20 protein-coding genes and 1 riboswitch are annotated in these 20,443 nt (G+C 34.0%); of the genes, 8 read left to right on the top strand and 12 right to left on the bottom strand.

The annotated features are described in order from the left end of the window. Positions 1-65: 65 nt before the first annotated feature. A complete protein-coding gene (locus ACF91D_RS13220) occupies positions 66-401 on the bottom strand; it encodes a DUF4889 domain-containing protein (RefSeq protein ID WP_042737607.1) in 336 nt (111 codons plus the stop codon). A gap of 122 nt (positions 402-523) precedes the next feature. Continuing rightward, a complete protein-coding gene (locus tag ACF91D_RS13215) occupies positions 524-901 on the bottom strand; it encodes a DUF4870 domain-containing protein (RefSeq protein ID WP_107589721.1) in 378 nt (125 codons plus the stop codon). A 138-nt stretch (positions 902-1,039) separates the two neighbouring features. On the opposite strand from ACF91D_RS13215, the gene ACF91D_RS13210 reads away from it, so the two are divergent. Continuing rightward, positions 1,040-1,624: a histidine phosphatase family protein gene (locus tag ACF91D_RS13210; protein WP_107527883.1), complete on the top strand. Its 585-nt coding sequence runs from the start codon at positions 1,040-1,042 to the stop codon at positions 1,622-1,624. A gap of 222 nt (positions 1,625-1,846) precedes the next feature. Here the strand turns inward: ACF91D_RS13210 and ACF91D_RS13205 are convergent, their stop codons facing one another. The 4 genes from ACF91D_RS13205 to ahpC form a co-directional block, all read right to left on the bottom strand. Beyond that, on the bottom strand, positions 1,847-2,062 hold the full coding sequence (locus ACF91D_RS13205) for a hypothetical protein (RefSeq protein WP_042737604.1): 216 nt from the start codon (positions 2,060-2,062) through the stop codon (positions 1,847-1,849). 343 nt (positions 2,063-2,405) lie between these two features. After that, complete coding sequence (locus tag ACF91D_RS13200) at positions 2,406-3,029, bottom strand: NDxxF motif lipoprotein (protein WP_042737603.1); 624 nt, start codon at positions 3,027-3,029, stop codon at positions 2,406-2,408. Positions 3,030-3,438: 409 nt separating this feature from the next. Beyond that, positions 3,439-4,962: an alkyl hydroperoxide reductase subunit F gene (ahpF, locus tag ACF91D_RS13195; protein ID WP_107511726.1), complete on the bottom strand. Its 1,524-nt coding sequence runs from the start codon at positions 4,960-4,962 to the stop codon at positions 3,439-3,441. Between the two features lie 16 nt (positions 4,963-4,978). Further along, a complete protein-coding gene (gene ahpC / locus ACF91D_RS13190; protein WP_042737601.1) occupies positions 4,979-5,548 on the bottom strand; it encodes an alkyl hydroperoxide reductase subunit C in 570 nt (189 codons plus the stop codon). Between the two features lie 739 nt (positions 5,549-6,287). Between ahpC and nfsA the strand changes: the two genes are divergently transcribed. Further along, complete coding sequence (gene nfsA / locus ACF91D_RS13185) at positions 6,288-7,043, top strand: oxygen-insensitive NADPH nitroreductase (protein WP_107589720.1); 756 nt, start codon at positions 6,288-6,290, stop codon at positions 7,041-7,043. 88 nt (positions 7,044-7,131) lie between these two features. Beyond that, positions 7,132-7,719 carry a hypothetical protein gene (locus ACF91D_RS13180; RefSeq protein ID WP_107511728.1) on the top strand — a complete coding sequence of 196 codons (588 nt, stop codon included), beginning with the start codon at positions 7,132-7,134 and terminating at the stop codon, positions 7,717-7,719. A 361-nt stretch (positions 7,720-8,080) separates the two neighbouring features. Here the strand turns inward: ACF91D_RS13180 and ACF91D_RS13175 are convergent, their stop codons facing one another. The 4 genes from ACF91D_RS13175 to ACF91D_RS13160 all read right to left on the bottom strand — a co-directional run bounded on the left by ACF91D_RS13175 (position 8,081) and on the right by ACF91D_RS13160 (position 12,260). Continuing rightward, positions 8,081-9,466, bottom strand: a complete 1,386-nt coding sequence (locus ACF91D_RS13175; RefSeq protein WP_042737599.1) for an L-cystine transporter — start codon at positions 9,464-9,466, stop codon at positions 8,081-8,083. Between the two features lie 343 nt (positions 9,467-9,809). Then, the gene (locus ACF91D_RS13170; protein WP_107589719.1) at positions 9,810-10,850 is read right to left on the bottom strand and encodes a RodZ family helix-turn-helix domain-containing protein; all 1,041 of its coding nucleotides are present in this window, start codon (positions 10,848-10,850) and stop codon (positions 9,810-9,812) included. Between the two features lie 124 nt (positions 10,851-10,974). After that, the gene (locus ACF91D_RS13165; protein ID WP_107527256.1) at positions 10,975-11,643 is read right to left on the bottom strand and encodes a hypothetical protein; all 669 of its coding nucleotides are present in this window, start codon (positions 11,641-11,643) and stop codon (positions 10,975-10,977) included. 200 nt (positions 11,644-11,843) lie between these two features. After that, positions 11,844-12,260, bottom strand: coding sequence for a general stress protein (locus ACF91D_RS13160; protein WP_107511731.1), 417 nt, complete (start codon positions 12,258-12,260; stop codon positions 11,844-11,846). A gap of 225 nt (positions 12,261-12,485) precedes the next feature. Next, positions 12,486-12,588: riboswitch (purine riboswitch) on the top strand. A gap of 241 nt (positions 12,589-12,829) precedes the next feature. Between ACF91D_RS13160 and xpt the strand changes: the two genes are divergently transcribed. The 5 genes from xpt to ACF91D_RS13135 all read left to right on the top strand — a co-directional run bounded on the left by xpt (position 12,830) and on the right by ACF91D_RS13135 (position 18,643). Then, positions 12,830-13,411, top strand: a complete 582-nt coding sequence (gene xpt / locus ACF91D_RS13155; protein ID WP_042737595.1) for a xanthine phosphoribosyltransferase — start codon at positions 12,830-12,832, stop codon at positions 13,409-13,411. Beyond that, entirely contained in the window at positions 13,408-14,676 is a 1,269-nt protein-coding gene (gene pbuX / locus ACF91D_RS13150) for a xanthine permease PbuX (protein WP_107527257.1), read from the top strand. Before xpt ends, pbuX begins: the two co-directional genes overlap by 4 nt. 37 nt (positions 14,677-14,713) lie before the next feature. Continuing rightward, positions 14,714-16,180 carry an IMP dehydrogenase gene (gene guaB, locus ACF91D_RS13145; protein WP_392437159.1) on the top strand — a complete coding sequence of 489 codons (1,467 nt, stop codon included), beginning with the start codon at positions 14,714-14,716 and terminating at the stop codon, positions 16,178-16,180. Between the two features lie 20 nt (positions 16,181-16,200). Then, entirely contained in the window at positions 16,201-17,742 is a 1,542-nt protein-coding gene (guaA, locus tag ACF91D_RS13140; protein WP_042737592.1) for a glutamine-hydrolyzing GMP synthase, read from the top strand. A 388-nt stretch (positions 17,743-18,130) separates the two neighbouring features. Beyond that, positions 18,131-18,643 carry a YagU family protein gene (locus ACF91D_RS13135; RefSeq protein WP_107589718.1) on the top strand — a complete coding sequence of 171 codons (513 nt, stop codon included), beginning with the start codon at positions 18,131-18,133 and terminating at the stop codon, positions 18,641-18,643. A 106-nt stretch (positions 18,644-18,749) separates the two neighbouring features. Here ACF91D_RS13135 and ACF91D_RS13130 read toward each other — a convergent pair whose 3' ends face one another. Then, positions 18,750-19,643 (bottom strand): ABC transporter substrate-binding protein, encoded by an 894-nt coding sequence (locus ACF91D_RS13130; protein ID WP_107589717.1) that lies wholly within the window; start codon positions 19,641-19,643, stop codon positions 18,750-18,752. Between the two features lie 153 nt (positions 19,644-19,796). Further along, positions 19,797-20,408 (bottom strand): hypothetical protein, encoded by a 612-nt coding sequence (locus ACF91D_RS13125; protein WP_107528074.1) that lies wholly within the window; start codon positions 20,406-20,408, stop codon positions 19,797-19,799. Between the last annotated feature and the right edge of the window lie 35 nt (positions 20,409-20,443).

The raw sequence follows: 20,443 nt of genomic DNA, 5'->3' as shown, positions 1-20,443 counted from the left end.
TAAACATTGTTGAATTCCAACAGTATGTTGTAGACGTATTATGAGCTATTGGTTCTTTTTAATATTTACATTTTCATATCCATCTCGTGAATCTTCATCATTAGACCATGAGGAATATCATCGTGCTTTACGACTTGCATTTTGTAAAATGTCTTGCCATCATCTTTTGAAACGAGTTTAACAAAATCGCCTTTCTTAGGTTTGAAATCGCTATTCGTTTTTAGCTTTACATTATGTGTTACAAGGCCATCTTTTTCACTTACAACCTTTTCAGCTGTGTTACTATTTTTCATATAACCGTAGTATGTGCTTTTCTGACTTGAAACGACCATAGTAATCGTCACGACAATTCCGATGATAACGAGTACACTTATTAAAGCTAAAGTAAGTTTATTTTTCATTATAATCCGTCTCCTTTTGTTCATCATAATAGATATTAAAGGATTCGTATATAATGATTTTTAAAGTTTTAAATATTGTCAAATTTAGTTAATTACAAAGTTTATTTGAAATGATTTTCAATTTAAGGATTAAAAAAGCTTGATTCAGAAGTTAGTACACTTACACCTCTATATACATTTTTAATAGTATACCACACTGTCGCAAATGCCAGTAGGCACGCAATGATTATCACAATAATAGTGATCCAATTATTAGTTTCATTTTGCATTAATGATATCCCAAATGAACCAGTTAATAATGCAATGATTGGGCCTAAATACGTAATGATATGATAAACAAGAGACTTAGATGCATGTTGTGAAGTTGGCTTATCTGCAAAAATCCAAACAATAATAGGAACTATGATAGGAGCAAAAAATAAACTAAAATAACTGATAGATGCTAAGACATGATTTCCTTGGGGTGCAGATTTATAGTGATTACTGCTAATTTTTTCCATTTAATTTCACCTCGTGTTAAAGATTATCAAGAATATAAGACTAAATATAGTGTTTGGAAGTAATATTACAATTCTGTTAGTTTTAAATCGGTTAAATGTGACAATAGAATAATATATTGAAAATGGAGGAGTAGAAATATGAAAATATATTTAATAAGACATGGAGAATCACAATCTAATTATGATAAGAAGAACGGTAATCATTACTTTTGTGGTCAAATGGATGTGCCATTAACGGAAAAGGGTGAACAATCTGCTGTTGATTTACAAACGTATTTTGCAGATAAAGAGATTGATCATGTATACTTTTCTGATTTGACGAGAACTAAACAAACGGCTCAAGGTATATTTCCTAATGATAAAGTGCCTAAAACGGAAACGCCTTTATTGAGAGAGCGTTCATTAGGAAAATTTGAAGGAGAAATGGTTGATGAATTAGAACAATCGACAGAATTTGCGCAATATTTTAATGATGAAGCATATAAATATTTCCGCCATAGCTTTAGTCAAAAGGCGCCAGAAGGTGAAAGTTATGCTGATGTCTTATATAGAGTGGAACAGTTTTTCAAAAATGAGGTACAAGCGCAAGATGATAATATTGCTATTGTGGCACATCAAGTCGTTATTCGTTGTATCCTTGTTTATTTTGGTTATGAATCTAAAGAGAGTGCCGTTGATACAAAAGTAGAGAACTGTGTGCCTTATGTCTTAGATATTAAATAATGTTATACAGAAAGTATGGGTATATCCCTTTCTAATTTTCCAAATGAGGGAAGGGGTTGTTCTGATGAGCTGTTTCCTTAGGGGATAGGACGAGCTGACAATTATAAGCTGAGTTGTCCCAAAGGAAAGCGAGCCAATAATTCGTAATATGAATAAAAAGAAGCACTCAGATAAATTGAATTATCTAAGTGCTATTTTTCTGGAATTTATGTGCCAGAGTGTTTAATATTTTTTAGCTGCTGTTAAGCTTTCATGAAATCCTTGGAATATCGTGTTTATATTGTCTAAAAAACTACCAACTATTACAGCAAGTATGACATAAGTAATGCTTAGTGCAATTGATTTAAATGATATAACACCATATTTTTCTTGTTTCTCAAAGAGATAATAAGCTATGAAGACAGCAGCCATTGCTCCAAATAAGATAGTTAAAATCATAATTATGGAACCTCCCAATTTTTAATACGATCGGCTGTGCTTCTCATTAAATAATTAATTGCCTAACTTGCCATTATCATAACAAATTACTATTTGAGAAAAAAAGGGATATTGTATTAAAAAACCTTACAATCATGTAAGGTTTTTTACGAATATAAGACAACGAAGATTGTTAAAATATACATATTTTAGGCTTGAAGCAATGTATATCTAGGAATCTCCGTTGTCATCATTTTGTAATTAATCTGTCAATAAACATTTTTCAGCCAACACAACGTTGTTAATCGTTACTTTTTAAGTAATAACTTACAATGTTATTTAGTTGATTGTCACCATTTAGCCATTATTTGTCGATTGCTTTTGTAGGTAAATCTTTTGATTTTAGGAATTTTTTGATTTTATCTTGTTGTTTCCCGTTTACATCACCAGCAAATTTTGTTGAAACATCGACAACATTGAGTTCATTTTGAGGTTGATAATCTAATTCTTCGATAGCTTCATCGGCATCTTTAATTGTACTGTTTAAGGCAGTGAAATATTTGTGAATACGCTCTACATTTTCTTGATAACCTTTAGGTAGTGTGTTGTTCTTGATAAATTTCTCGAAACGTACATCATTTTTAACTGCTAAATGTGATAAGTTTGATAAACGTTTTGCTTGTGCATCTGTAATTTTTTTATCTGAGTTTGATTGTTTATCTAATTTATACTGAATTAAGTATTTATTATCCAAAATATCTGAATTGACAGCTAAATACTTTTTGATTGCTGCATTCATTTCTTGTTCGCTAATTTTTTGGCCCTTTTTATCTGTTTGGAAAATATCTTTTTCAGTTAGTGTTTTAACATTTTTTGGCGCGTGTCTTTCACTATGTTGGTGGTCGTTATCTTCTGAATCACTATTTGAACATGCCGCAAGCATCATAGTTAAGACTAAAACTAACGATAATAGTATGCTTTTCTTCATAAATTAATACTGCTCCTTTGAAAATAATGGTACGTATATAAACAACGAAGTTCAATGTTTAAACGCATTTTATAAAATTATAACTTAAGCGTATCATGTAGTGCTATTTATTTGAATATGCTATGAAATAATAAATGCACAATCTCTTGAACAAATAAGAAGATGTGCCATCTTTATAACAAAGTGAAGATTCTAGAATGAATTTATCATTAAAGAAATAGTATGAATAAAGTGGTATATTAAAGTGCAACAACTGCATAACTCATTACGTATACGCGTAGTCTTATAAAATAATTTATGTATATAACAAGAAGAGTCGGTGAAAATTAAATTTATAATTTCCATCGACTCTTTTGTGATAGGATTTAGTTCCTATATTTATTTATATTTAAAATTGATAGGGTGATGATTAATGTCGAATGATATAATCAAATGCGTTTAATGCTGCATTGGCACCGGCACCCATTGAAATAATAATTTGTTTATTTCGATCATCGGTAACATCACCAGCGGCAAAGATACCTGGGATGCTCGTCGCATTTTTACGATCAATCATAATTTCGTTAGCTTGGTTTAACTCAACGTAATTGTCGAGCCATTCAGTGTTAGGCAATAAGCCAATTTGTACAAAAATACCTTCTAATTCAAGTGTTTGTTCTTCGCCACTATTCTTATCTTGGTATTTAAGACCTGTAACAGCACCATCTCCAAGAACTTCTGTTGTTTGGGCGTTCTTGATTACTGTTACATTTGGTAAAGAAGTCAGACGTTCTTGTAAGACTTTATCGGCTTTTAAGTTTGCATTTCTTTCTAGTAAGGTAACGTGTTTAACAATACCTGCTAAATCGATTGCTGCTTCAACGCCTGAGTTACCACCGCCGACAACGGCTACGTCTTTGTTCTCGAATAAAGGACCATCACAGTGCGGGCAGAATGCAACGCCTTTATTGATTAATGCTTCTTCACCTGGTACCTCTAATTTACGCCAACGCGCACCCGTTGAAATAATTACAGTTTTACTTTGTAATTGTGCGCCATTATCTAACGTAACATCGATACCGTGGTCTGTCTTTTCTATTGCACTTGCGCGTATACCAGTCATCACATCAACATTATATTGATTGATATGGTCTTCTAGCGCAGATGAGAACTTCGGTCCATCGGTTTCTTTAACAGTGATGAAGTTTTCAATTGCGGCAGTATCATTAACTTGACCACCAATGCGGTCAGCTACGATGCCCGTACGCAATCCTTTTCTTGCAGTATAAATCGCTGCACTACCACTAGCAGGGCCACCACCGATGATTAAGACATCGTATGGATCTTTATCATTAAACTCTGCTGGGTCAGCCTTACTACCTAAACTAGATAAGATATCTTGAATCGTCATACGACCATTACCGAATTCTTCGCCATCTAGGAAAATAGCTGGTACAGCCATGATATTTTCAGATTCTTCTCTGAAAATAGCACCATCAATCATTGTATGAGAAATATTAGGATTTAATAAACTCATCAAGTTTAAAGCTTGGACAACGTCAGGACATTTTTGACAAGTTAAACTAATATAAGTTTCAAAATGTAGTGGACGGTCTAATGCTTTGATTTGATCAATAACTGCTTGTTCTTCTTTAGGAGCACGGCCACTCACTTGTAACAATGCTAATACGAGTGAATTAAATTCATGTCCCATTGGAAGACCTGCAAACGTAATGCCAGTTTCTTCAGTTGGTTTGTTCACTGAGAAACTAGGTGTACGTTTCAGTGTTGATTCTTGTATTGAAATGCGGGGTGACATTTCAGCGACTTCTTCTAATAATTGCTTTAATTCCTTAGATTTGTCATCTGATCCAATGCTTGCATTGAGTACAACGTCACCCTCCATTAATTGAAGTAATTGTTGTAATTGTGATTTAAGTTGATCATCAAGCATTTAAATCAATGCCTCCTTAGATTTTACCTACTAAGTCAAGACCAGGTTGCAATGTTTCTGAACCTTCTTCCCATTTAGCTGGGCAAACTTCACCTGGATGTTGACGCACGTATTGTGCTGCTTTAATTTTGTGTACTAATGTGCTAGCGTCACGACCGATACCGTCAGCATTGATTTCTGCTGCTTGAACGACACCATCAGGGTCAACGATGAATGTACCACGTTGAGCAAGACCAGCTTCTTCATCTAATACATCAAAGTTACGAGTGATAGTTTGAGAAGGGTCACCAATCATAGCATATTGGATTTTGCTGATTGCATCTGAATGGTCATGCCATGCTTTGTGTACGAAATGCGTATCAGTTGATACTGAATAAACATTAACGCCTAATTCTTGTAATTTATCATATTGTCCTTGTAAATCTTCTAATTCAGTTGGACATACAAATGAGAAGTCTGCTGGGTAGAAGCAAACAACACTCCATGAACCTTTTAAGTTTTCATCTGAGATTTCGAAGAACTCATCTTTCTTTGGATCATAAGCATTTGCTGTAAATGGTAAAATTTCTTTATTGATTAAAGACATAAAAACATCCTCCTGATTATTTTCTTAAAATTTGATTAGAATTACTGAAAAGTAGATTGTTATGATTACTTAATTATAATAATTCTAATCTCTATGTTTTACATTATTGCATTTATTATATGTTTCGTCAACAATGTAAGCTCGTAAGTGAAAAGAGTAAAATAACGCCATATAAATAGAATTTAATATAAAATGGCTAAGTCAGATTAGATCGTTTTACAGTGTGTTTCACACTACTAATACTAGACTTATAGTTCATAAATAACCAAGTTATTCTCAACTAAACATATAAAATTGAGAACTAAAAGTAATGATTATTATCATTTTAAAGCTATTGTGTCATTTGAGTTGTTATTCTCGAGTAATGATGAGTTGGCAAAGTGATTATTAAAAGAAAGGCACTTATTTAGTGATTATATAATGTTCAATTAAGGGCATCAGCATAGTTGAAAGAAAGTCACTGGAAATGTGAACAAAAAATGAAAATTTATATAAGTATTCGTATTATAAATTACCTATATAAATAAAGGAGGAAGTGAATTATGGAATGAGATAGACGTTAAATGTTATAAAAAGCGAATATATAGCGTTCCGTTTAATGGTAATAAATCACTTATTATTTCATTAATTGATTTATTATCTTTTAAATCATAGGAAAACGGGGTAAACAGAATATAAGCAATCCATATTTATGTCTGTTAAGCTATGTGTACAAAAACACAAAAGAGGAGCGGATGACATGTCTGAACATGTTTATAATTTAGTGAAACAGCACCATTCAGTAAGAAACTTTAAGAAAGAACGTATTTCAGAAGAACATATTAAACAACTTGTTGAAGCAGGGCAAAGCGCTTCAACGTCAAGTTACTTACAAACATATTCAATTATTGGTGTAGAAGATCCTGAAATTAAAGAAGAATTAAAAGAAGTTTCTGGTCAACCATACGTGGTAGAAAACGGTTATTTGTTTGTCTTTGTAATTGATTATTATAGACATTCTATTATAGATGAACATACAAAGGTTGATATGGCTACTTCATTTGAATCAGCTGAAGGGCTCTTAGTTGGTACTGTAGACGCGACATTAGTAGCACAAAATATTGCAGTAACTGCTGAAGATATGGGTTATGGCATCGTATACTTAGGATCATTAAGAAATGATATTGAACGAGTGAGAGAAATATTGAATTTACCTGATCATACTTTCCCATTATTTGGTATGGCATTAGGCATTCCTGAAGATGGGGAAAATGGTAGCCCGAAACCACGTTTACCATTTGAAAATGTCTTCCATAAAGATCGTTATAACCAAGACAAAGAAACGCAACAAGAAGCGCTTGATAAATATGATCAAGAAGTAAGTGATTACTATAAATCACGTACGAATGGTGAACGTAGTGAAACATGGTCAGAACAAATTGCACAATTTATGAGTTCGAAACAACGACTAGATATGTTGGATCATTTAAATAGTTCAGGCTTTATACGCAAGTAATACTAACTCAAACTATTTTAGTGTGAATTGAGAGAAGTATTAAATTTGCTCAATAATTATCTTGAGTGGAAAAAAGGAGTTGAAGAAGATGAGTATGTTTGAAAAGCTATTTCACAAGAAATCTAATGATGATGATAAGCAGAAAGATTCAAGCGATAGATACATTTACTCTTCTTCTAGTAAACTGACTCCGAACGAGGCTCAAGCGTATTGGGTCAAGATGGCACAAAAAATAGTTGTTGGAACAATTAAGTCAGTCGAACATACTGCTGAAAGGGTCTTTATTCTAATCTCTTTTGATGATAAAGCATCAACGATAGATATTTTCTTTCAAATGAATGGACAGTTAAGAATGTGGAATGATTTAGATAACGAAGATTACAAACGTACGATTTCACAAAATTTAATTACACAGGCACCCAATTTAGTTAAGCAAGTTAACTGTTTATATGACAGTGTAAATATGTCACGAATCGCGTATTCACAGATTCAATTTGAATTTGAAAGTAAGACTTGGTATTTACATGATATTACTGAGGATAGCGTTGAAGCACAGTTAGATAAAGAACCAGCATTTTTAAAGTGGTTCGATGATGTGGCTAGATCTGTAGAGTCATTGCCATTAGACAGTAAGGAAAAGGTGACGTGGGGGCCATTTAAGCCAGAAGAATACTAACGTGAATATGACGTAGTTTAATCATTTTAAAGTAAATAATGCGCTCTATAAAAATTTAGACTGTTGAGGATATTGTCTCAGCAATCAAATTTTGATGGAGAACCATAAAAATAATATAGCGCACATCTCCTTATATAGATTGGAGGTGTGCTTTTTTTGTGAATGATGTCGTTACTGCCTTTCTATATTTACTGTATCAATGTTGAGGTTGAATCATTATCACGTTATCACGAAAGAATACTTATTAAATATAAAAAATATGCCACATTTTCATCTACCAAGCATACTGCATGGTAGAGAAAATGTGACATGTATTATAAATAAACTTTATTTATTGCATTGAAATAAGATGTTTAATCATTTAGTTGCTTGCAGTTACTTCTGCATATTCGTTTGAATCATAGACATCTTTGTCTAAATGATTTGTTAATTTAGCTGTACCTGTACCTGCTAACATAGAATCATTAACGTTTAATGCAGTTCTTCCCATATCGATTAATGGTTCTACTGAGATGAGTACACCTGCTAATGCGACTGGCAAGTTCAATGTAGAAAGCACTAAGATTGATGCGAATGTTGCGCCACCGCCTACACCAGCTACACCAAATGAACTAATAACTACAACTCCGATAACAGTTAAGATAAATTGTAGATTGATTTCAACATGTGCTACAGGTGCGACCATAATTGCTAACATCGCTGGGTAAATACCAGCACAACCATTTTGTCCGATAGATAAACCAAATGATGCAGCGAAATTCGCAATACCATCAGGTACGCCTAATCTATTTTTCTGTGTCTGAACATTAATTGGCAAAGTACCTGCACTTGAACGAGAAGTAAATGCGAACAGTAATACTTCGCCCGTTTTTTTAATGAAGGTAATTGGGTTTAATCCTAATAATGAAATAATAATTAAATGTATGATATACATTGCGATTAATGCTACATATGAAGCAATAACGAATTTTCCTAATGTCCAAATAGCTCCAAAATCACTTGTAGCAATAGTTGAAGTCATAATTGCAAGAATACCATAAGGTGTTAAACGTAATACGAAAGTTACAATAGCCATAACTAAGTTGTAAAGTGCGTCAATACCACGTTTAAGGACGCTACCACTTTCTGGTTGCTTGCGCATTACACGTAAAAATGCAAAACCAACAAATGCAGCAAATATAACAACTGCAATCGTAGAAGTAGTACGTTGACCTGTGAAATCTAAGAATGGATTACTTGGAATTAATTGTAATATTTGTTGTGGTAACGTATTTGCTGTCATATCCTTAGCTTCTTTAGCAATTTCACTACCACGTGAACTTTCTGCATGACCTAAATCGATAGAAGAAGCATCCAAGTTAAATACCAATGCTGAAATGATACCAATAATAGATGCAATTGCTACTGTACCAATTAAGAAGATGAAAATATACATCCCAATTTTCGCGAATTTTTCACCAATTTTAATTTTTGTGAATGCTGAAACGATTGAAATGAAAATAAGAGGCATAACAATCATTTGTAATAATGCAATGTAGCCGTCACCTACGATGCTAAACCAATCTGTTGTTTGCTTCGTAACGCTTGAGTCTATCCCATAAATTAAATGTAAAACGACGCCATATACAATCCCAATGCCTAAAGCAGTGAATACGCGTTTAGGAAATGATACATGTCGTCTTGTCATTGCATATAACAGAATGAGAAAGGCCACAAAGATAATAATGTTAAGTATAGTTAATAACATAAAAAAGGACCTGCACTTTCTATAAAAAATTTTGTTTTATAATCCGATACGCATACTAAGGATAGTAGCTAATGAAATATTATTCAAGTCTATTACTCAAAATAATTTATAAAATTGAAATGATTTTATTTTCTGACAATAATTGAATTGTATAAATGATAAATAATGATATGAGACAGAGTGAGTAAGGAAGGTGAGTGTTACTTAATGATAAATGTACAATGCAAGAGTTTAAAGTGTAGCGTAGGACGAGGGATGAATGGGGTATAAATCAAAGGAAGTTAACAAAAAAATAGCGACTCTAATTGTTAGAGTCGCTCCGTTATAATCTAATCTTTGAATCTTATAAATTGAATAGTCTAGCGAAGAAACCTTTTCGCTCTTCTTTAGGTTCGCTATGCGTTGCTTGTGAAGTATATGTTTGAGTTGTCTCTTTATTATCATCTGAGATAGTTGCTTCTTTGTCAGTTTCCACAGATTGTTCTACCTTTTCATCGCGTGTAGCAGTAGAATCATTCGTTGTTACTTGTTTACTCGTATCGGTAGTACTGTCGGAAGTGGTTGTCGTCGCTACTTTGTTAGCGTCACCTTTATCATCAAATTTAGTTGTTGTTGTGTCAGCAGGTTTGCTAACTTGAGTGATCTCATCTTTCTCAGTCTTTGCTTGTGCTGAGTTGTTCGAATTAGCAATCGATTTATCGACAGCTTTATCATCTTGTTGTGCGCTAGTCTCTGTTGTTTGTTTACTAGGTTCAGTACGTTGTTCAGTCGAACTTTCAGTATAGTTACTTTCTGAATCGCTTGTAGTTGTACTTTGATTAGCGGGTATTTGTTTTGATTCAACGTTAGACTGAGCAATCGATTGTTGTTCGATTTGAGCTTCTTGAATCGCACTTTGTGTTGTCTTGATTTCATCCGTAGATGTTTGGATTGCCTTTAATGATTCAGTATTATTGTTTAATTGAGTAGTGATTTGATTTTGCATTTCATGTAATTCACGTTGTTGTTGGTGTACTTGATTGATCATTTGACCTAACATTTGTCGTTCGTCACGCATTTTTTGAATTTCATTACGCAAATCTTCGACTAAATGTGAAACATTTTGATCGGTTGGTAGATTGCTACCTTCGTCCTTTACAAGTACTTGTAAGAAGTCCTTCTCTTTTTCTAACTCATCAAATGCTAAATCATAACTATTTGTTTGTTTAACTTTATCTGCAATATCTTGGAAAAGTTCGATATCTTCTTCTTGGAAATCAGTTGCTTCACGGCCTCGGTATTCAGTTTTACTAAGTTGGTAACCGCGTTCTTCTAAATGTTGAACGATCTTGCGGACTTGTTTTTCACTTAGTTCCACACGTTGTGCAAATTCTTTGGTTAACATAGAAATAAGTCCTTTCATAATTAATTATTAGTATATGTATACTGACGTTTGTCTCCGGTTAGTGAAACGTCAGTCTTACCTCTACGTCATTTTAACCTGTTTAACCAGTGATTTCAAGTGCCTATCACAATCGCTTGCGCAGATCCATCTCTTCTAATAACGGGTAAATTATACTTCTAGAGATTTTATTGGCAAATACATATTTAAGAATATAGTTGGATTTGATACTAGGTCCATAGATATCTTTGGTAAGTTCGATGTTTGATTTAATAAATAAATCCATTGGTACACCATCGGCATAACCATATATACTTGGAGCTAAATAATCGATGTCAGTTTGTTTCTCAAAACCATGTTCAAATAAGAATTCTCGTCTGTTTTCTAAAATTTGAATATCCTTTTCTTCGACTTCAGCAGGTTCCTTTTCTACTTCAAGCATAATGAAATTAACATCATGTGCGTGTAATTGATTTGATAGTTTATTGATTTCAAGTTCGACTTGATCCAAAGTTTGTGTAATGAGTTCACTATGGTTAGACTGATTGACGGCTATAAGATAGATTAAAAATGCTGAGTTAGTTGTCGCTTCATAATGGGCGGTAGCGAGACTGACTGGTTGACCGTCTTCTAAACCTACGATGAATAAATAATCATCTTTAGTATGGACATTCTCTAATGATTGCTTGAAGATTTGTTTGTCTTCTGATAAACCAATATCAAACCTTTCATCATATATTTTCAATGCGGCTTCAAATAAAGGGTCATCAATAGATGTGACAGTCTTAAACTCCATGGGTACACCTCCAAAATTATTGCGTTTATTATAACATAGATGATGAGTTTGTAATAAATTGTAGATAAATAGCCAATATAAATGAAAGAACATTTTAGGTGCCATAATTAGTGCGGAAATGAAAGCACCAACCCACAGTACATATCACAAGGGTTGGTGCTTTCATTGAAATATTAATTTGTTAAGGTGTGCGTAAGTAATTACGACTTAGGGCCATGCGTTTCTTCGGCGTAATGTGTTACGCCTGGTTTAGGCTTTGGGTCGTAAGCGGCATTATAATCCTCCACCTCTTCGTGTGTAGAAGTATCTTTCTTCGCTACTACTACATACTTGCCATCTAGGATTGCGTCTTTATAGCGTGTCTTTTCTTCATCTGAAATATGATAATAAGATAAGACAATTTCTTCACCGTCTTCACCAGTTAACAGCTTAGCCATCTTATCACTGAACGTACCGCTCGTTGATGTTAGATTCACCTCTGAATCGTGTAACTCATCAATGTGAAGTTTGGATTTGCTTAATACAGAAAGTTCTGAAGCTTTATATCCTTCACTTAGCTTTTGTTCAATCGTGTTTAAAATTTCTTCCTTGCTTTGTACAACTGTGAAATCTGACATTTAAAGTCCCTCCATCCGATGTTGTGTGATTAGTAATATTTACCCACATACAAAATTAATAAAACGAATATACTATTATTATATAACTACGTGATAGTACTGACAATTACTATTTAGGTGAATTATGAAACGCTTTCACATACTGTTGTAGTTTTAATAGGATAATTATATAAAAACGATTACATAAAATGACATATTGAAAATAATCGTGAAATTTGCTATTATCAGTTAATAATTTATCTAACTCATATAATCTAAAGGATACGGCTTTAGAAGTTTCTACCATGTCGCCATGAACGATGTGACTATGAGTAACCTATACAATACACGAGACTAAAATTCATATTGTTTTATGCCTTTGCGGTTGCTAAAGCTAAAATAATAATGACATTACGATTAATACGACCTTACATTTTTATGAAAAGGGAAATGGATGTAAGGAACCAAGTTAGCGCGTAATCGTTATAAGATGGAGAATGGCTTCTTTTGGTATTGCACGTTCACTCATAGATCCTGAAACTAAGTTAGTTTAGGATTTTTTTTGTATACAAAATGAGGAGGTTTTTTGAGTGGATTTGTTAAAACAGAAGGTTGCAGATGACGGCGTAGTCATTGATGAAAAAATCCTTAAAGTAGATGGATTTTTAAATCATCAAATTGACGCTAAGTTAATGCATAGTGTGGGGCAGACCTTTTACGAACAATTCAAAGAAGAAGGTATCACAAAAATTTTAACGATTGAAGCATCTGGTATAGCACCGGCAATTATGGCAGCTTTACATTTTGATGTACCTTGTCTATTTGCTAAAAAAGCAAAGCCAAGTACATTGACTCAAGATGTTTACCAAGCTTCAATTCATTCATTTACTAAAAACACTACAAGCACGGTCATTGTGTCTAATGAGTTTTTAAATGAAGATGATCGCGTGCTAATCATTGATGATTTCTTAGCAAATGGTGATGCATCATTAGGGCTAAATGAGATTGTTGAACAAGCACAAGCTAAGACAGTTGGTGTTGGTATTGTCATTGAAAAGAGTTTCCAACCAGGTAGAGAACGTTTAGAACAAGCAGGATTAACGGTATCGTCATTATGTAAAGTTGCGTCATTAAAGGGTAACGAAGTGACATTCGTAGGTGACGAGGCATGAAGACATTTATCTTAAGTCTTCAACATTTATTAGCGATGTATGCCGGTGCGATATTAGTTCCGATTATCGTGGGTACGAGTTTGGATTTTACACCAGAACAAATCGCATTTCTAGTCACAGTAGACATCTTTATGTGTGGATTAGCAACATTCTTACAAGTGTGGAAAGGTACGGGGACCGGCTTACCGATTGTATTAGGTTGTACCTTCACCGCAGTGGCACCAATGATCTTAATCGGACAAACGAAAGGTATTGGCGATTTATATGGCTCATTATTTCTCTCAGGGATATTAGTAGTCATTATTGCTCCGTTTTTCTCTTATTTAGTTAAATTCTTCCCACCAGTAGTAACGGGCAGTGTAGTAACGATTATTGGTATTAATTTAATGCCAGTTGCTATGAACTATTTAGCAGGTGGAGAAGGTGCTAAAAATTATGGAGATGCTAAAAACATCATCTTAGGAGTGACGACATTAATCGTTATACTTGTCGTACAAAGATTGACGACAGGATTTATGAAATCCATCGCCATATTAATTGGTTTGATTGTTGGGACAGTACTCGCATCATTCTTTGGTGTCGTAGATGTGAAACAAGTGGGTGATGCGCATTGGTTTGCATTGCCACAACCCTTTAGATTTTCGACATTTAGTTTTGATTTTGGTGCGACATTAGTATTCTTTATCGTCGCACTAGTCAGTTTAATTGAATCTACTGGTGTATATCACGCTTTGAGTGAAATCACTGGTAAGAAGCTAGAACGTAAAGATTTTAGAAAGGGTTATACAGCAGAAGGTATTGCAATTATTTTAGGCTCTATCTTCAATGCATTTCCTTATACGGCTTATTCACAAAACGTCGGACTCGTATCTTTATCAGGGGCGAAGAAGAATAATGTAATTTATGGCATGGTCATTATGTTGCTTGTTTGTGGATGTATTCCCAAAATAGGCGCAATGGCTAATATGATTCCACTTCCAGTATTAGGCGGTGCGATGATAGCTATGTTTGGCATGGTCATGGCATATGGTGTTAGTATATTAGGTAATATTAATTTTAAGAATCAAAATAATTTATTGATTATTGCTGTATCAGTTGGACTAGGAACGGGTATAAGTGCAGTACCACAAGCATTTAAAGCACTAGGTGATAACTTCGCTTGGTTAACCCAGAATGGTATTGTACTTGGAGCAGTTTCGGCGATTGTTTTGAATTTCTTTTTTAATGGCATAAAGTATCAACAAAAGTCAGAAGTTATGGAATAATGTAACTATAAAACAAATATTAGGAGGCTGTACGAGTATGTGGGAAAATAAATTTGAAAAAGAATCACTAACATTTGATGATGTGTTATTGTTACCAGCGGAATCTGATGTGTTACCAAAAGAGGTAGATTTAAGTGTGCAATTATCAGAAGGTGTAAAATTAAATATACCCGTATTATCTGCAGGTATGGATACGGTAACTGAATCAAAAATGGCTATAGCAATGGCGCGTCAAGGTGGTTTAGGCGTTATTCATAAAAATATGAATATCGAAGATCAAGCAGACGAAGTACAAAAAGTTAAGCGTTCTGAAAATGGTGTCATCACTAATCCATTTTATTTAACTCCTGAGGAAAGTGTTTATGAAGCAGAGGCATTGATGGGTAAATATCGCATCTCTGGTGTACCTATCGTTAATAATACAACGGATAGACAATTCGTAGGTATTATCACAAATCGTGACTTACGCTTTATCGAAGATTTTTCAATTAAAATTTCTGACGTAATGACTAAAGAAGATTTAGTAACTGCGCCAGTTGGTACGACATTGGACGAAGCAGAAGAGTTACTACAACAACATAAAATTGAAAAGTTACCATTAGTTGAAAATGGACGCCTAGAAGGTTTAATTACAATTAAAGATATCGAAAAAGTACTTGAGTTCCCTAACTCAGCTAAAGATGCTCACGGTAGACTCTTAGTTGCAGCAGCAATTGGTATTGCGAAAGATACAGATATCCGTGCACAGAAATTAGTAGAGGCAGGCGTTGACGCACTTGTTATCGATACTGCACATGGTCACTCTAAAGGCGTATTAAGCCAAGTAAAACACATTAAAGAAAAATTCCCACAAGTTACATTAATAGCAGGTAACGTAGCTACTGCAGCAGGAACAAAAGCGTTATACGAAGCTGGTGCAGACGTGGTTAAAGTTGGTATTGGTCCTGGATCAATTTGTACAACACGTGTCGTTGCTGGTGTTGGTGTACCTCAAATTACAGCAATCTATGATTGTGCTACAGAAGCACGTAAACATGGTAAAGCGATTATCGCAGATGGTGGAATTAAATTCTCAGGTGATATTATTAAAGCATTAGCTGCAGGTGGACATGCTGTTATGCTAGGAAGCTTATTGGCTGGTACAGAAGAAAGCCCAGGAGAAACAGAAATTTTCCAAGGTAGACAATATAAAGTATATCGTGGCATGGGCTCATTAGGTGCCATGGAAAGTGGTTCAAATGACCGTTACTTCCAAGAAGACAAAACACCTAAAAAATTCGTTCCAGAAGGCATCGAAGGCCGTATTGCATATAAAGGATCTTTACAAGATACAGTTTATCAATTAATGGGTGGCGTAAGATCTGGTATGGGCTATACTGGTTCAGCAAACTTAGAATCATTAAGAGAAGAAGCTCAATTTACACGCATGGGACCTGCTGGTTTAGCAGAAAGTCATCCACATGACGTTCAAATTACAAAAGAATCACCAAATTATTCATTCTAAGTTAAAGGAGATTTAAAGTTATGGAAATGGCGAAAGAGCAAGAATTGATACTTGTTTTAGACTTTGGTAGCCAATACAACCAATTGATTACACGACGTATTCGTGAAATGGGTGTATACAGTGAGTTACACGATCATGAAATTAGTATTGAAGAAATAAAACGTTTAAATCCTAAAGGTATTATCCTTTCTGGTGGACCAAATTCAGTATATGAAGAAAATTCATTTACAATCGATCCTGAAATTTATAATTTAGGTGTACCTATTTTAGGTATTTGTTATGGTATGCAGCTAACTACTAAATTACTAGGTGGTAAAGTTGAGCGTGCCAATGAACGTGAATATGGTAAAGCTGTAATTAATGCTAAGACAGACGAGTTATTCTTTGGTTTACCTGAAGAGCAAAACGTTTGGATGAGTCATTCGGATAAAGTAATCGAAATTCCTGAAGGATTCGAAGTAATCGCTGATAGCCCTAGCACAAATTATGCTGCTATCGAAGATAAATCACGTCGCATTTACGGCGTACAATTCCACCCTGAAGTACGTCATACAGAATACGGTAATGATTTATTACGTAACTTTGTGCGTCGCGTTTGTGATTGTACTGGTGAATGGTCAATGGAAAACTTTATTGAAATTGAAATTGAAAAGATTCGTGCCCAAGTAGGAGACCGTAAAGTACTTTGTGCAATGAGCGGTGGCGTGGATTCATCAGTAGTTGCAGTATTATTACACAAAGCAATTGGTGATCAATTGACATGTATCTTCGTTGACCACGGTTTATTACGTAAGGGCGAAGGCGACATGGTTATGGAACAATTCGGTGAAGGTTTCAACATGAATATTATTCGTGTAAATGCACAAGATCGTTTCATGAGCAAATTGCAAGGTGTTTCTGATCCAGAACAAAAACGTAAAATCATCGGTAATGAATTTGTCTACGTCTTTGATGATGAAGCATCTAAATTACAAGGCGTTGATTTCTTAGCGCAAGGTACATTATATACAGATGTAATTGAATCAGGTACTAAGACTGCACAAACAATTAAATCTCACCACAATGTTGGTGGATTACCAGAAGATATGGAATTCCAATTAATCGAGCCAATCAACACATTGTTTAAAGATGAAGTGCGTGAATTAGGTATTGAATTAGGTATTCCAGAACATTTAGTTTGGAGACAACCGTTCCCAGGTCCAGGTTTAGGTATCCGTGTACTTGGAGAAATTACTGAGGATAAACTAGAAATTGTCCGTGAATCAGATGCGATTTTACGACAAGTCATTCGTGAGGAAGGTCTTGAACGTGACATTTGGCAATACTTTACAGTATTACCGGGTATCCAATCAGTAGGTGTAATGGGAGACTACCGTACGTATGACCACACAGTGGGTATTCGTGCCGTAACTTCTATTGATGGTATGACAAGTGATTTTGCGCGTATCGATTGGGAAGTCTTACAAAAGATTTCAAGCAGAATCGTAAACGAAGTAGACCACGTAAACCGCGTCGTCTATGATATTACTTCTAAGCCACCAAGTACAATTGAGTGGGAATAATAGATAGGCATTAAAAAAGAGTTGGAAACGTTGCTGTTATGCACTTTCTAGCTCTTTTTATTTTGCCTTGAATACGTTTTGAATACGTTCAGTCTAAAAACTGAAGTAATCAATAAATGAGTTAAGTTAAGTTTAGTAATGTGCAATTTTACTTTATAAGTTGGGGGTAAAATTAAAGTGTTTAAATCATCTGCAATTGGGTCAGTCTCCTATGTCAGTAATTATATGAACTTTTAATTTTAGCGAAAGTATCACTAAATAAGACATCTACTCTTTTAATGTGAAAATGTTCACAAAATATTAATATTCACAATCTAAATCATATTGAATTGAATAAATTTGCTTTGGTAAAATTTTGTTGTGGAAATAATATAAGGAGGATGTATTTATGAAAGGAAAAAATAAATTATCCCTTATTCAAATTGTGTATGTTGCACTTGTGGGTGGGATATTATCTGGCATCGTTAAGTTTGGTTGGGAAGTTATGTTTCCACCAAGAACACCGGAACGTAATGCTACAAATCCACCACAGGAATTGTTGCAACATTTTGGTTTCAGTTCTGATTTTACACATTCAACATATCAATTCTCTGAGCAATCAATGCCTTGGGTGAGTTTTATTATACATTTTAGTTTTGCTATTGCATTTGCGCTCATTTATGCGATACTCGTGAATTATTCTACAAAGGTGGCAATGGGTTATGGTGCTGTATTTGGTGTCATAGTTTGGATTGCATTTCATTTGATTATTATGCCTTTGATGGGTGTGGTGCCTAATGCATTACAACAGCCTTTGCATGAACACTTATCTGAGTTATTCGGCCATATCGTTTGGATGATGGTTATTGAATTTGTGAGAAGATATTTTGTTTATAAAAATAAGGCTTTTATTGAAAAATAATCATATTAAATATCGCTAACTAAAAAACGTCAATTTCTGTTGTAATAGAAATTGACGTTTTTTGCGAAAGTATATAGTTATATATAATTGAAGATAGATATTTAGGCTAGTGTGTCAACATATCTTTAAAGTGACTAGATAGTTTTTCTAATGAAGTTGGGTTTGAATATGTTGCTTCATCCTTTGAATAATAATAAACATGTTTGTTTTTATATGCTTCTTGATTTTTCCATAGTTCAGATTTTGTAAAATCATTGCTTTCAGCTTTGCCAGAATCAGTTGGAATCAAGACGTAATCGGCTGCATATTTATTGTATTGTTCATAAGGAATTTTTTTAAAGCCATTTTTAGCTAAGCCATCTTTGGCACCTTTCGGGAAAGGAAACTTATATTCTTGGTAGATAATCGGTGTACCTCTACCGAAATTTTCACCGAAAATGGATAGTTGTTTTGGCTGAATTTCCATAACTGTAAATGTTTTGTTTTTACCAATTTTTTGTTTGATATCTTGTCCATCTTGCTGTAATTGATTTTCTAAATCTCTAATTTGATCTTTCGCTTTTTGTTCTTTATTTAAAATCTTACCAATTGCTAAGTGCATTTCTTTATAAGAGTAATCGGTGTATTTGATAGGAATGGTCGGAGCTATCTTTTTATATTTCTTGATTTTAGTATTAACGTCATAAGTTAAAATTAAATCTGGTTTGAGTTTTGCGACACTTTCTACATCTTCTGAACCAACACGTTTAGACCCTTTTTCATTAACATACTTTGATTTGGGAAAATCTGCATCGATGCCAACGGGTGTTACACCTAGGTCTTTGAAGTTTCCGCCATTTGAAGTTAATACGACGACACGCTTTGGATTTTTAGGAATCTTAATCTTTTCTCCCGATTTTGTTTCAAAGGTTTTTGTGTCCTTTGAGGATGTTGACTTGTCTTGGCTGCATCCAGTGAGTACGAGTAATACAGCTATAAATAAGAAGATGTACTTCTTCATATAATCATTCCTTTTATTCTATATTTTCCTTAACATCAATTATGAATTAATTGGGAATCATTATCAATTTGAATTTTAAAAATACTATTAATTTTTCTATTGTATTGTAATAAAAAAGAGACCACATTGTTTGTAGTCTCTGAAAAGTGTAAATTATTTTTCATTAATAATACCGTCTTTGTCTCGATCACGACTTGCATCGTAACCAGGCATTCCTGAAGTAATCTCACCTGGTTTAGGCGTATCGACACCAGAATTATTATTTGAATTATTATTTGAATTATTATTCGAATTATTATTCGATGAATTAACATTTGGTGTGCTAGGTATATCATTCTTTTCTGGAGCATCGACATCAACATCTGCATCTGGATCAGCGTATGCAGCATTAGATTCATTGGTTGATGATGATTGTGAGTTAGCTTTTTGTGTATTAGATTGGTTTGAAGCATTATTATGAGATGATGACGTTTTGTCTGTATCATTATCATTTTCGTTGGTACTTTCATCACTTGCTTCTGTATTTTCTGTGCTTTCGCTTTCCATCGTATTTGCATCTTGCTGGTCGTCGTCATTTTTCTTATCTTTGTGCTTTTTATCTTTATCAACTTTGTGTGTTTTCTTATCTTCGGTATCTGAATCATTATTTTGGGTTTTATCAATAATCATTGCACAACCGCTAAACAATACGATGATTAAAATGATTAACCCAAAGCAACCTAAACATCCAAGACAGCCAAAGATTCCTGCCTTTTTTTCGTCCATGAAATATCCTCCGCTATTCAATTTTTTGATAATAT

The organism is Staphylococcus sp. 231237_7MaSpsaltlick (assembly GCF_043107035.1).
This window is presented reverse-complemented; position numbering and strand designations above follow the sequence as displayed.

Coding starts and splice junctions, on each gene's coding strand:
- ACF91D_RS13175 (WP_042737599.1), bottom strand. CDS start 9,466: ATGTTATTAACTATACTTAACATTATTATCTTTGTGGCCTTTCTCATT.
- ACF91D_RS13180 (WP_107511728.1), top strand. CDS start 7,132: ATGAGTATGTTTGAAAAGCTATTTCACAAGAAATCTAATGATGATGAT.
- guaB (WP_392437159.1), top strand. CDS start 14,714: ATGTGGGAAAATAAATTTGAAAAAGAATCACTAACATTTGATGATGTG.
- ACF91D_RS13170 (WP_107589719.1), bottom strand. CDS start 10,850: ATGTTAACCAAAGAATTTGCACAACGTGTGGAACTAAGTGAAAAACAA.
- guaA (WP_042737592.1), top strand. CDS start 16,201: ATGGAAATGGCGAAAGAGCAAGAATTGATACTTGTTTTAGACTTTGGT.
- ACF91D_RS13205 (WP_042737604.1), bottom strand. CDS start 2,062: ATGATTTTAACTATCTTATTTGGAGCAATGGCTGCTGTCTTCATAGCT.
- ACF91D_RS13125 (WP_107528074.1), bottom strand. CDS start 20,408: ATGGACGAAAAAAAGGCAGGAATCTTTGGCTGTCTTGGATGTTTAGGT.
- ACF91D_RS13135 (WP_107589718.1), top strand. CDS start 18,131: ATGAAAGGAAAAAATAAATTATCCCTTATTCAAATTGTGTATGTTGCA.
- ACF91D_RS13200 (WP_042737603.1), bottom strand. CDS start 3,029: ATGAAGAAAAGCATACTATTATCGTTAGTTTTAGTCTTAACTATGATG.
- ahpF (WP_107511726.1), bottom strand. CDS start 4,962: ATGCTTGATGATCAACTTAAATCACAATTACAACAATTACTTCAATTA.
- nfsA (WP_107589720.1), top strand. CDS start 6,288: ATGTCTGAACATGTTTATAATTTAGTGAAACAGCACCATTCAGTAAGA.
- pbuX (WP_107527257.1), top strand. CDS start 13,408: ATGAAGACATTTATCTTAAGTCTTCAACATTTATTAGCGATGTATGCC.
- ahpC (WP_042737601.1), bottom strand. CDS start 5,548: ATGTCTTTAATCAATAAAGAAATTTTACCATTTACAGCAAATGCTTAT.
- ACF91D_RS13220 (WP_042737607.1), bottom strand. CDS start 401: ATGAAAAATAAACTTACTTTAGCTTTAATAAGTGTACTCGTTATCATC.
- ACF91D_RS13215 (WP_107589721.1), bottom strand. CDS start 901: ATGGAAAAAATTAGCAGTAATCACTATAAATCTGCACCCCAAGGAAAT.
- ACF91D_RS13160 (WP_107511731.1), bottom strand. CDS start 12,260: ATGTCAGATTTCACAGTTGTACAAAGCAAGGAAGAAATTTTAAACACG.
- ACF91D_RS13165 (WP_107527256.1), bottom strand. CDS start 11,643: ATGGAGTTTAAGACTGTCACATCTATTGATGACCCTTTATTTGAAGCC.
- ACF91D_RS13130 (WP_107589717.1), bottom strand. CDS start 19,643: ATGAAGAAGTACATCTTCTTATTTATAGCTGTATTACTCGTACTCACT.
- ACF91D_RS13210 (WP_107527883.1), top strand. CDS start 1,040: ATGAAAATATATTTAATAAGACATGGAGAATCACAATCTAATTATGAT.